Source organism: Clostridium sp. 1001271st1 H5, from assembly GCF_005845215.1.
Taxonomy (GTDB): Bacteria; Bacillota; Clostridia; order Lachnospirales; family Lachnospiraceae; genus Enterocloster.
In genome coordinates this window covers 384867-395659 of the sequence record NZ_SPHO01000003.1, presented here as the reverse complement: position 1 = coordinate 395659, position 10793 = coordinate 384867, and the positions used below count along the sequence as shown (strand labels likewise).

13 protein-coding genes and 1 riboswitch are annotated in these 10793 nt (G+C 49.0%); of the genes, 4 read left to right on the top strand and 9 right to left on the bottom strand.

The features are described 5' to 3' along the window. Nucleotides 1-49: 49 nt before the first annotated feature. The 3 genes from FGS84_RS30725 to FGS84_RS06795 all read right to left on the bottom strand — a co-directional run bounded on the left by FGS84_RS30725 (nucleotide 50) and on the right by FGS84_RS06795 (nucleotide 1079). The gene (locus FGS84_RS30725; protein WP_171042552.1) at nucleotides 50-193 is read right to left on the bottom strand and encodes a hypothetical protein; all 144 of its coding nucleotides are present in this window, start codon (nucleotides 191-193) and stop codon (nucleotides 50-52) included. A 257-nt stretch (nucleotides 194-450) separates the two neighbouring features. Continuing rightward, the gene (locus FGS84_RS06800) at nucleotides 451-693 is read right to left on the bottom strand and encodes a hypothetical protein (protein WP_138306931.1); all 243 of its coding nucleotides are present in this window, start codon (nucleotides 691-693) and stop codon (nucleotides 451-453) included. Between the two features lie 26 nt (nucleotides 694-719). After that, nucleotides 720-1079, bottom strand: coding sequence for a hypothetical protein (locus tag FGS84_RS06795; protein WP_138306929.1), 360 nt, complete (start codon nucleotides 1077-1079; stop codon nucleotides 720-722). 392 nt (nucleotides 1080-1471) lie between these two features. On the opposite strand from FGS84_RS06795, the gene FGS84_RS06790 reads away from it, so the two are divergent. After that, a complete protein-coding gene (locus FGS84_RS06790; RefSeq protein WP_138306927.1) occupies nucleotides 1472-1675 on the top strand; it encodes a cold-shock protein in 204 nt (67 codons plus the stop codon). 149 nt (nucleotides 1676-1824) lie between these two features. On the opposite strand, the gene FGS84_RS06785 is transcribed toward FGS84_RS06790, so the two are convergent. The 4 genes from FGS84_RS06785 to FGS84_RS06770 all read right to left on the bottom strand — a co-directional run bounded on the left by FGS84_RS06785 (nucleotide 1825) and on the right by FGS84_RS06770 (nucleotide 6106). Next, nucleotides 1825-2547, bottom strand: coding sequence for an NlpC/P60 family protein (locus tag FGS84_RS06785; protein WP_138306925.1), 723 nt, complete (start codon nucleotides 2545-2547; stop codon nucleotides 1825-1827). A 240-nt stretch (nucleotides 2548-2787) separates the two neighbouring features. Beyond that, the gene (locus tag FGS84_RS06780) at nucleotides 2788-3528 is read right to left on the bottom strand and encodes a C40 family peptidase (protein ID WP_138306923.1); all 741 of its coding nucleotides are present in this window, start codon (nucleotides 3526-3528) and stop codon (nucleotides 2788-2790) included. A 137-nt stretch (nucleotides 3529-3665) separates the two neighbouring features. After that, nucleotides 3666-4169, bottom strand: a complete 504-nt coding sequence (locus FGS84_RS06775) for a DUF1700 domain-containing protein (protein WP_138306921.1) — start codon at nucleotides 4167-4169, stop codon at nucleotides 3666-3668. Continuing rightward, nucleotides 4169-6106 (bottom strand): fructose-1,6-bisphosphatase, encoded by a 1938-nt coding sequence (locus FGS84_RS06770; protein WP_138306954.1) that lies wholly within the window; start codon nucleotides 6104-6106, stop codon nucleotides 4169-4171. The genes FGS84_RS06775 and FGS84_RS06770 overlap by 1 nt, the downstream gene beginning before the upstream one ends. Nucleotides 6107-6238: 132 nt before the next feature. On the opposite strand from FGS84_RS06770, the gene FGS84_RS06765 reads away from it, so the two are divergent. The 3 genes from FGS84_RS06765 to FGS84_RS06755 all read left to right on the top strand — a co-directional run bounded on the left by FGS84_RS06765 (nucleotide 6239) and on the right by FGS84_RS06755 (nucleotide 9099). After that, complete coding sequence (locus tag FGS84_RS06765; protein ID WP_347563800.1) at nucleotides 6239-7042, top strand: MBL fold metallo-hydrolase; 804 nt, start codon at nucleotides 6239-6241, stop codon at nucleotides 7040-7042. Between the two features lie 148 nt (nucleotides 7043-7190). Next, nucleotides 7191-8135 (top strand): AraC family transcriptional regulator, encoded by a 945-nt coding sequence (locus tag FGS84_RS06760; protein ID WP_138306916.1) that lies wholly within the window; start codon nucleotides 7191-7193, stop codon nucleotides 8133-8135. A gap of 73 nt (nucleotides 8136-8208) precedes the next feature. Beyond that, entirely contained in the window at nucleotides 8209-9099 is an 891-nt protein-coding gene (locus FGS84_RS06755; RefSeq protein WP_138306914.1) for an AraC family transcriptional regulator, read from the top strand. A gap of 27 nt (nucleotides 9100-9126) precedes the next feature. Here the strand turns inward: FGS84_RS06755 and FGS84_RS06750 are convergent, their stop codons facing one another. After that, nucleotides 9127-9753, bottom strand: coding sequence for an ECF transporter S component (locus FGS84_RS06750; RefSeq protein ID WP_138306912.1), 627 nt, complete (start codon nucleotides 9751-9753; stop codon nucleotides 9127-9129). A gap of 232 nt (nucleotides 9754-9985) precedes the next feature. After that, a riboswitch (FMN riboswitch) is annotated at nucleotides 9986-10104 on the bottom strand. Nucleotides 10105-10193: 89 nt separating this feature from the next. Continuing rightward, nucleotides 10194-10784: a nitroreductase family protein gene (locus FGS84_RS06745; RefSeq protein ID WP_138306910.1), complete on the bottom strand. Its 591-nt coding sequence runs from the start codon at nucleotides 10782-10784 to the stop codon at nucleotides 10194-10196. Between the last annotated feature and the right edge of the window lie 9 nt (nucleotides 10785-10793).

The window sequence follows — 10793 nt, the reverse complement described above, 5'->3', positions numbered from 1 at the left end:
CTGACTGTAAATATATGATGTGTTGAATTGCCCCTAAAGAATTATGGTGTTAAAGTCCAAAGACGGGGTTCCTGGAACTGTTCTGGGAATTGTTCTGGGAATTGTTCTGAGAGCTGTTCTGGCTGTTATTCTGCTGGCTGCAGTTTCTTGAGCTGTTTTCCATGTCGTTGTTGAAGTTATTCTTATTGGACATCTTCAATACCTCCTAAAAACATTCTTATTTAGTTACAGCAATAGTATGGCAGAATTGCACCACTTTTATACGATAAAATAAAAAAAGGTTGCTTTTTTCCATAAAATATATTATAAATAATATGAGGTAAAATGGTTTCCCTTAAACCATGACCTCATCCTTATTAATTATTTATACTCCCCTTGAGAAGCCCCTGGATAGCTCCCCTATCCAGGGGCAACTCTTTGTGTATGAAGGAGTGCAGCCGAATCCACATCCTATAAACCGCCGGTATTTGACGGCTGTTCATATCCCTTCTGTCTGTATTCCACATAAACATTTATGTCATAATCAGAGGAATCCATGGTTAAGTATATATCGGTTGTGCTTGTATTCCATACAGTTCTGTAGCCGGTATACCCAAGTGACAGGGCTGTAGCGCTGTCCAGCATTTCTATCAAATCCCTGTCGCCGCGGCTGCGTATCTTATCTGACGCCGGCTCTCCGTATAATGAATTCAAGGAATCTTTCAGCGCGCCATACATATCTATATAGTAAGACCCCTGCGAAAAATCTTCGGTAAAAATATACAAACCGCTGTGCAATGCTCCATCCACCCCAAAATCATAATATATCTGGGCTTTATATCCGCCCCTGAGCTGTTCCAGTTACAATTTCTAAAATCCGCCCTGCTTTCATTGGTCTGGGAAACAGACAGGGCGCCGTTATTCCTGGCATAATAGGTTACGCTGTCCACAACAACCGATGTATTTGTTATCATTTTTCCGTCAGCGCCAACATAATAAAATATTCCATTATCATCAATCAGTTTATCTTTGGCCATTGTACCGTTCTCATCAAAATAAAACCAGGCCTCCCCGGACTTTGCCCATTTATTGCAGGCCAATGTCCCATCCGTATTATAAAACTTCCAGCTTCCGTCCTATGCCTGTTTCCATTCTGCAAAGGTATTAAATGTACACGCTGCACTTAAAACCAATGACAGTAGGCCAATCTTCCATTTAACTGCCCTCATCACTTTTCCCTCTTTCATTTCGTTTCTGTATCCTGCAGGAAACAGTATACCACACCCTTCACATATACTCACCAAAATACCCTTTAAAATTTTTTGATTTTCCCTTGACTTCCCCTGCAGAACATGGTATGGTTAAGAAGTATTTTTTATAAGATTTTGATTTCACATATTTTTGTAAGTCATTATTCCTATGATGATTTACAAAAATATGTGATTTTTATTTTTATCGAAAAATATAATATTATATTATGGAGGTATCTTTCATGAACAAAGGTACAGTAAAATGGTTTAACTCACAGAAGGGCTACGGCTTCATTACAAACGAAGAGAACGGAATGGATATTTTCGTTCATTTCTCCGGAATTTCTTCCAATGGCTTTAAGTCTCTGGAAGAGGGCCAGCCAGTTACATTTGACATCACAAACAGCCCAAGAGGCTTACAGGCAGTAAATGTCTGCGCCGCATAATAGAGATTGACCTGACAGAGACCGTTTTCCTATGGAGAACGGTCTTTTTTGTTCGGTCAGCCATCCCCCTGCTCCCATGCATCCAGGCCCAAAAGCACAAGGACCCGCCGGATTGCTCCGGCAGGCCCTGCTTATATATATTGAAAATCCTATCCTAACACATTCACTATCTTCACCGGATTCCTGTAATTCCAGTTGGACACGGTAATGCCTGTCCTCTCCGTTGAAGCATGTACAATCTGTCCGTTGCCGATATACATGGCTACGTGGTTGATTCCTCTTCCGCTTCCGTAAAAAATCAAATCCCCCGGCTGCATCTGGTCGGCGCTGACGGCAATCCCCTGCTGGGCTTGTCCGCCTGAGGAGCGGTTCATGGATATGCCTGCTGAATTCTGCAGGACGTATCTGGTAAATCCGGAACAGTCCGTCCCGGTGCGCGGGTCGCTGCCGCCGTACTTGTATCTTCCGCCTACGAACTGCATGGCATAATTCACTACCTGCTGGCGCTTATATGTACCTGAAGCCTCAATGGCGTCCTGCTGTACCTCTGCCATCTCATCCTCTCCTACCTGCTCCACGGTGGCATTACCGGATACAGGCAGAAATCCTTCGGAATCATTGACCCGGACCTTCATCCATCCGTTTCCCATGTCCTCCAGAACTTCGTATTCACTCCCTACCTTGGCTGTCATCAGTACTTCTTCACTGTCTTGGCTTTTGTTAATGTTGACGCTCTCCGCTGTAATGGTGGCCACGTATGTACCTGCTGTGAATCCAGGGCCGATTGCAGCCAGGGAAGTGAATGGGTTCATAACCATCAGCATCCCGCATACAGCTCCTGCCTTTAAAAGGCTGCCTAACATTTTTCTCATTGAAGAAACTCTCCCATCATGGTTTTATGCTGAATGTAGCCGGAGTTTTATTTATTACATAATTGTTACATTCATTACAAATGTATTATATCACAATTTTGTCTTACGTCAACAATTTTAGACATATTTAATATTTCCTTCATTATTTTTAACATTTTATGTAGTGATTTTGAATTAAAAATGAACTTTTCCCCTTTAACAACTCTTCCCGCAGGTCCAAACCAAAAAAAGCCCGCTGTCTCAGGACAGCAGGCTCACAATCTTAACTGGTTTTCTGTAATCATATGGGGAGGTCTTGATTCCCGTCTTCTCTGTGGATGCATGTACCACTTCCCCGTTTCCTATGTACAGGGCTACATGGTTGATACCGCCGCCCCCGGCATAAAACAGCAGGTCCCCCGGCTGCATCTGGTCCTCTGTCACAGCCTTTCCGTAGGAGGACTGTCCTGTGGATGAGTGGGGAAGGCTGATGGATGCCGCCTTGCCCAGCACGTATCTGGTAAAGCCGGAGCAGTCCACACCCTTATTGGGGTCCACTCCGCCGTACTGGTAACGTCCGCCCACGAACTGAAGGGCATACTCAACTACCTGGCGGCGCATCTTGGCATTCTCATCCACGGTTTCATGGGCTTTTTCCACCAATGTGGCATTACCTGATGTCTTTATGTACCCTTCTCTTCCGCCGGTGCGAATCTTGACCCAGCCCTGTTCCGTCCTGCCCAGGACTTCATAGGTCTGCCCTCTCATGACCTGGCCCTGTCTGGCAGAACCCTCGCTGGCGCTTCTGTGTACGTCCACGGCGGGCGCCTCTATCTTCACCACATAGGAGGACCGTGTCTGGACCTCTGCCTGTCTTACGGCTGCCTGGCTGTCCATGGGGTTCATCACCCACAGTCCTGCACACAGGCACATAAATCCCGATGCCTTTATGATTCCTTTCCTTAATCCCCTTATGTTCACGCTGATTCTCCTAACTGCCATCTATTTTCCTGAAAATGTAAATATTACGCAAATATTACGTTTATTAAAATCAGTATATTATTTATTCACATTTTTGTCAAGAAAAAGGAGCTGCTTTTTAACAGCTCCTGTAATATCAGCGTCTTATTATCCGCTGATTATCTTCTGGGTCCCCTGAACATCCACACGGCCAGCATGACCAGCAGCACCGGCCATATATAAGACAGAATCCAGCCGGCCAGTCCCATGATGCCGAAGAACACGGTCATTACCAGGAATATAACCAGGAATACCACCAGCCCGGCAATGAGCCTGACATACCATTTGCTGAAGTCCACATAATGGACCTCCCGGTTCCTGCTGCCAAACGGCTCCCGTTCTTCCTGGCTGCCGCCTGCTGACCCGGTCCGGTAGGCTGCATCTGATTCAAAGGAATCAAATCCGTCCGGCCTGTCCTCGGTGTCTAGGACTGCATCCACTATGGTCCTGGCTATGATTCTAGGGCCTCCCAGACTCTCTATGACCTCATCCTCTGTCTGGCCCCTGGCAGCCTCCTCCATGATATAGGAGTCATAATACCTCAAATTCTCCTGTATGACGGAATAGGGCACCCGTCCTTCCAGCTCGCTTTTTAGTCCCTGCAAAAATTCTGTCCTGCTCATTACTCAACCCTTTCCTTAATCGTTCCCTCTCTGTAGGCAGCTACCAGCTCCTTCAAATCGGCTATCTGTCCTTTTAATTCTTTTCCTTTATCCGTATCAGCCACCATCACCCTGCTCTTTACCTTCTCTACCACGGATACCTTGGGAGTGCTCTCCTTCTTTGGGTCAAAGGGCCTGTGCTCCGCCAGGGCCAGGTGGTGGGAATTATAAATCAATGTATATCCAGCAATGCCCGTGGTGCTCTGGTAAGCCTTGGACAGACCGCCGTCAATGATGAACAGCTTCCCGCCCGCTTTCATGGGCTTCTCCCCGTCCTTCAGCTTTACAGGCACATGGCCGTTGATGATGTGGGAGCCCTCCACGGGTAGCCCGAACTCTTCCAGCAGGCGGTTGCAGAATTCTTCCTTCAGGCTCAGCTGGTAGTAGGGATTCATCACTTCCTTGTGGGTGGATTTATCCTCCACAAAATAATGTTCAAAGGTGGTCATCTTATCCTTGCCGAACACCGGGGATTTTGCCCCGCACCACAGATACCACATCATGTCCATGGCCAGTTCCTTTCCAGGTGTTCCCTCAGGCATGAAATAGGCATTCTGCACCTGCTGGTTAAAGAAGTCCATCAGCTCCTTCCCTCCATAGGATACCCCATTCATGGTAATGGTATCGAAAGAACCATCCTTTTTCATGGGGATACAGCCATGGTAAAGGAGATTGGAATTATAACATTTATAGATGGCTCCATGGGAATACAGGAACCTTATATGCTTATGCAGCAGTTCCCCGTGCTTAAAGGAGGCCTGCAGGGTGCGCAGCAGCTCCTTCTCCCCCCGGCTCAGTTCCAGGGGATTCTTGGGGTCCACGGTGGGGAAATTCATATCCATCATAGGAAATGTCTTCCCGTCTATCACCACGGTTCCCTTCTCAAAATCAATACAGGACAACAGAACCCTGTCGTCCATCTCATACTCGGGATGGCGCTTAATCATGGCGCCCTCCACCTTGAACTGAATCACGGCAATGGCCTTGTGCATCTTGGCAGCCAGACCGGGGTCCACCGCATCATAGATGTTCTCGTCCAGAATCTTGGGCATAAACCGCGTACAGGGGTCCTCCTGGTACACCTTGGCCGCAAACATGGAAAGTGGCCTTAAATTGATACCGTAGCCATCCTCCAGCACATCAAAGCTGTTGTAGCTGATGGCAATGCGCAGCACATTGCAGATGCAGGCCAGATTGCCTGTGGCTGCACCCATCCAGGAAATATCATGGTTCCCCCACTGTATGTCCACATCGTGGAAGCACATGAGCTCATTCATAATGATGTCCGCCCTGGGACCTCTGTCATAGATGTCCCCTATAATGTGCAGATTGTCAATGGTCAGGTTCTGAATCAGGTGGCACAGGGAAATGATGAACTTGTCCGCCGTATCATTCTCAATGATGGAATGTATGATTTCGTTATAGTACAGTTTCTTGTTATCGTCGTTGTAGTCCACGTGAAGCAGCTCGTCAATGATGTAGGCAAATTCCTGCGGCATCTTTTTGCGGACCTTGGAGCGGGTGTACTTGGAGGACACCTCCTTGCAGCTCTGTACCAGGCGGTAGATGGTGATTTTCTGCCAATCCTCGGTGTAGTGCCCCTGCTTCATCATACGGGCCAGGTTCCGCTCCGGATAATAAATCAGGTTGGCCAGCTGTACCTGCTCCTCCTCCGGAATCAGGTGGCCGAATGTCTCCTTGATTTTCTCCCTGGTGATACCGGACGAAGACCGCAGCAGGTGTATGAACGCCTCATACTCCCCGTGCAGGTCGCTGAAAAAGTATTCTGTTCCCTTCGGAAGGCTGCAAATCGCTGTCAGATTGACAATTTCGCTGGTGGCTTCCTTAACTGTGGGGTATTCTTTTGCCAGGAGCTTAAGATATGCCAAATCCCTCATCATCATATTCCCCCAATCCCAATTGCATTTTATTTAAAGTTATAGTAACATATTCTTAATGAAATGAAAAGTTTTTCCAGCTGAACAAAGGTTTAAGATTATCTAAATTTTTTCTAAGGAGAAGAGATGCCAATGGAGGAATTATACGTATTTGGAACAGGAAATGCCCAGGCCACCCGCTGTTATAACACCTGTTTTGCAATAAAGGACGGGGATGAATATTTCATGGTGGATGCAGGAGGCGGAAACGGCATCCTGCGCATTCTGGAGGATATGGATGTGGACCTGTGCCATATCCACAACATTTTCGTGACCCATGAGCACACGGACCATATCATGGGTATTGTCTGGATGGTGCGCATGGTGGCTGCCGCCATGAAAAAAGGGAAGTATGAAGGAGAACTGCAGATTTACTGCCACCAGGGACTGGTGGATACCATCTCCACCATCTGCCGCCTGACCATTCAGGGCAAGTTTTATAAGATGATTGGAAGCCGCATTTTCCTGGTGCCTGTGGAGGACGGCGAGACAGTCCGTATCCTGGACTATGATGTCACCTTCTTTGACATCCTGTCTACCAAGGCCAGACAGTTCGGTTTTACCACCATCCTGAAAAACGGCCGCAGATTCACCTGCGCAGGCGACGAACCCTATAATGCAGAGTGCCGCCCCTATGTGGAGGGCAGCGACTGGCTGCTCCACGAGGCATTCTGTCTGTACCGGGACCGTGAGATATTCGAGCCCTACGAAAAGCACCACAGCACGGTGAAGGAGGCCTGCGAGCTGGGGGAGGAACTCTCCATCCCCAACCTTGTATTATGGCATACCGAGGACAAACACCTGGCAGAGCGCAAATCCCTTTATACATCCGAAGGCAGGCAGTACTATCACGGCAACCTGCTTGTGCCGGATGACGGTGAAATCATTCCCCTGTAACCTGAAGGGTATACGGTATTGCATGGTCATATCATGAGATGCGAAATCACCACGGTTTTATGTTCCGTGGTGATTTTTCTGCTTATATCCGCAAGAAATGTGAAACTTCGCGGATGCAGATATTATATACTGGATAGGGGTGATAAACATGAAGACAAATCTTGAAACCATCCGGGAGGCTGTGGACTATATAGACAGCCATCTGGAAGAAGACCTGACCCTTGACAGCGTGGCCAGGCAGGCAAATTATTCGAAATACCATCTGAGCAAAATGTTTGTAAGCATCACAGGCTTTACCGTACATGGCTACATCCAGAGAAGGCGGCTCACCGAAGCTGCCAGGGCGCTGGTCTTTACCGGCAGGCCCATTCTGGATATAGCCCTGTCCGCGGGATATGAAACCCAGCGTTCCTTCAGCGCTGGTTTTAAATCCGTATTCAGATGCAGTCCTGATGCATTCAGGAAAAGGGGGGACTTCCATCCATTCCAGTTAAAATTCACGGTGGACGGGAAGGATTATCTGAGAGGAGACGCGGTGATGGATATACGGACCGCTGACAGCGAGGCCATCTGTCTGGCCGGCTATTGCAGAAATACGCGCCTGGGATTTTTTGTTATAGGAACCTGCTGGCGGCGGATACATGCAAAAAAGCATCTGATTCCGGGCCGGACCGAGATGGAATTTCTCATTGGGCTCAATGATTACACGAATTGGGATATGGATGGAAAAAGACAGCCGGCCTTTGATTATTATGCTGCCGCCCAAATCCGGGATACCTCTCCCTCTTGTACTGACGCCCAAATCCGGAATGCCTCACGGCCCTTTTCCGGAGTCCGCAGCACCGGCGTCCAGGCAGACCTTCCGGCGGGAATGGTGCGGAAGGTGCTTCCCGCCTCCCGATATATTGTGTTCTGCTTCAGGGGACGGTGTGAGGACAGCCTGCAGCCTGTGGCTGAATACATCTATAAAGTGTGGTTTCCCCAATCCACCTGCCGGTTAAACAGCGAAGCCATGTATGACTTTGCAAAATACGGGGAAAAAACAGGGCAGGACGGAAAGAGTCTGATTGAATACTGGATTCCCATCTTATAGCCAATCTGTGCAAGAATAGTCGAGAATTCCTTTTCCCGGTTCAGTATAATCTTAAATGCAGGAGGTGATATAGATGAAAGAGCGGATAGAAGCAGTCCAGAGAATGCAGGATTATATAGAGAGCCATTGGCAGGAAGCCATTTCATTGGCTGATTTATCGGAAGCCTCCCATTTTTCTCCCTGGTATTCTGCCAGGCTTTTTAAGGAGCTGACCGGACTTTCACCGGCTGACTATATCCGGCGCCTCAAGCTGTCCCGTTCCGCCCTGCGGCTGCGGGATGAGGACTGCAGAATCATTGATGCCGCATTTGACATGGGATTCGGAAGCGTGGACGGGTATCAGAGGGCATTTCACCGGGAATTTGGCTGTAATCCCCGCGAGTACGCCGCACATCCCGTACCCCTTTATCTGATGACCCCCTACGGCGTAAAATACAGATTCATAGAAAAGGAGCCAGTGAATATGGAACAAATTAAAAATGTATTTATTCAGGTCATTGAAAAACCAGCCCGCAAAGTCATACTTAAACGCGGCGTAAACGCAGAGGATTACTGGACCTACTGCAATGAAGCCGGCTGTGACGTGTGGGGGCTTCTCACCAGCATCAGGTCCATCAGCGGGGAACCGGTATGCCTCTGGCTTCCCAGGCAGTACCGCCCGGAGGGAACCTCCCTGTATGTACAGGGTGTGGAAGTTGCCCCGGACTACAGCGGCCCTGTGCCTGAGGGTTTTGATATAATTGAGCTGCCTGCCGCCAGGTACCTCATGTTTCAGGGAGAGCCCTTTGAGGAAGAGGACTTCTGCCAGGCCATTCAGATGGTTCAGACAGCCATGGACCGGTACGACCTGTCGGTCATCGGCCTGGTTCCCGACCCTGAAAATCCCAGGATTCAGCTGGAACCGGTTGGGGCCAGGGGGTATATTGAGATGATTCCGGTAAAACAGGCCCCCTCCCGCGGCTGATACCCGTCACATGCCTGTTGTCTGTCCTTAAGAAGCCTTAACCGCCCGTCTTCCTGAATCCGAATGGATGATGACGCTGACCCTCTTATAAACCAGGGCGGTGAGCAGGCTTACAATGGCTCCCTTCAGTATATTAAAGGGGCCCACGGCCAGGATTACGAATGTCCATACGTTGCTGATAGCAGGGTTAATGGCTGCGCCAGCCGCAATGATGGTGTCAAGGGGCATAAAGTGGGAATAGAAAGGCAGCATGACAACTGCATTGAGTATCACTGCCACGATTGTCATAATCACGGTTCCTGCCGCCATTCCCATAACTGCCCCTTTCTTTGTCTTCTTAAGCCTGTAGATAATACCGGCCGGAAGCACGAGGGAGCATCCAAAGCAGAAATTGGCAAACTCACCCACAAATCCGGTACTGGTTGGCTTCAGTATCAGCTTCACCAAAATTTTCACCAGCTCCATGACAACGCCTGCCACAGGGCCCAGGGCAAAGGTTCCCACCAGCACCGGCACCTCGCTGATGTCCATGCCGTAAAACGACGGTGCTATAAATGGCAGCGGCACCTCAAAAATCATAAGCACTGCCGCCAGAGCGCCAAACATGGCCATGACGGTTACATTCCTTACACTAAGCAAACGATTCTGTTTCATTTTCCTATCCTCCTAGTTATGAGCACTTGGCAGCCGTATTTTGGCTGCTTACGTGCGATACATGTCACCTCCACTTGGTGAGGTCTTTCACGAACCTAGTGGAGTGGCTCGTTATGAGCACTTGGCAGCCGTATTTTGGCTGCTTACGTGCGATACATGTCCTTCGGAATGCGTGCACTATAAAAGCCCCGGATACGCAAATAATCCGGGGCCTGTTCATCTACCGCTTACACATCTTCTTCTCTCATCCAGACTATACTGTCGGTTTTGGAATCGCACCAAATCAGCCGCCATAGCGGGTCGCGGACTATTACCGCCGGTAGGGAATCACACCCTGCCCCGAAGAACTTTATTTTATTATAGCTGCATCATAGCACACATGGAGGCGCTTGGCAATAGGCCGCGCCATAATTTCTGCATTTCAGGCTTAATGTTCGGACTTACTGTTTCCAGACCACTACATCCTCCAGCCCTTTGCGGGGACGGGGGGACGGGGACTCCTCCCCATAGCCAAAGGCCACGGCCGCCACCAGCTCATCCCCGCAGTCCATCCATCTGCACAGCTCCTCATAGGCAAAAAATATGTCGCAAATCCACAGACTGCCGATTCCCATATCCGCTGCTTCCAAAAGCATATTTTCAATGGCAGCACTGACAGACTGGATATTACAGAGCTCATAAATCCGGTCTTCATCGTTCAGGGGAGCAAACAGCCCTTTTCCTTCCGGATTCAAAACAAATATAACCACAGGCGCCTGTTCCATGATTCGGACCGTGTACTCCGCGCCTCCCAGGTGTCTGCTGCTGTCCGGCAGCAGCGCCCGGCCTGTCTTCTCCCGCTGGATGCCGGCCCGGAACGCCTTCAGCATGTCCGCCTTGGCCTGTCCCTGGATAACCATAAATCTCCACGGCTGCCTGTTCTTGGCTGACGGGGCCTTTATCCCGCTTTCTATAATTTTACAGATAACCTCTTCCGGTATCTCCCTGTCTGAAAACCTGCGTATGCTTCTGCGGCTGTCAATTGCATCCATTCCCTGTCT

What these genes read in the sequence shown, in the direction of transcription:
- FGS84_RS30725 (WP_171042552.1), bottom strand. Translation starts at nt 193, where the DNA reads ATGTCCAATAAGAATAACTTCAACAACGACATGGAAAACAGCTCAAGA.
- FGS84_RS06790 (WP_138306927.1), top strand. Translation starts at nt 1,472, where the DNA reads ATGAACAAAGGTACAGTAAAATGGTTTAACTCACAGAAGGGCTACGGC.
- FGS84_RS06785 (WP_138306925.1), bottom strand. Translation starts at nt 2,547, where the DNA reads ATGAGAAAAATGTTAGGCAGCCTTTTAAAGGCAGGAGCTGTATGCGGG.
- FGS84_RS06780 (WP_138306923.1), bottom strand. Translation starts at nt 3,528, where the DNA reads ATGGCAGTTAGGAGAATCAGCGTGAACATAAGGGGATTAAGGAAAGGA.
- FGS84_RS06775 (WP_138306921.1), bottom strand. Translation starts at nt 4,169, where the DNA reads ATGAGCAGGACAGAATTTTTGCAGGGACTAAAAAGCGAGCTGGAAGGA.
- FGS84_RS06770 (WP_138306954.1), bottom strand. Translation starts at nt 6,106, where the DNA reads ATGAGGGATTTGGCATATCTTAAGCTCCTGGCAAAAGAATACCCCACA.
- FGS84_RS06765 (WP_347563800.1), top strand. Translation starts at nt 6,239, where the DNA reads ATGGAGGAATTATACGTATTTGGAACAGGAAATGCCCAGGCCACCCGC.
- FGS84_RS06760 (WP_138306916.1), top strand. Translation starts at nt 7,191, where the DNA reads ATGAAGACAAATCTTGAAACCATCCGGGAGGCTGTGGACTATATAGAC.
- FGS84_RS06755 (WP_138306914.1), top strand. Translation starts at nt 8,209, where the DNA reads ATGAAAGAGCGGATAGAAGCAGTCCAGAGAATGCAGGATTATATAGAG.
- FGS84_RS06750 (WP_138306912.1), bottom strand. Translation starts at nt 9,753, where the DNA reads ATGAAACAGAATCGTTTGCTTAGTGTAAGGAATGTAACCGTCATGGCC.
- FGS84_RS06745 (WP_138306910.1), bottom strand. Translation starts at nt 10,784, where the DNA reads ATGGATGCAATTGACAGCCGCAGAAGCATACGCAGGTTTTCAGACAGG.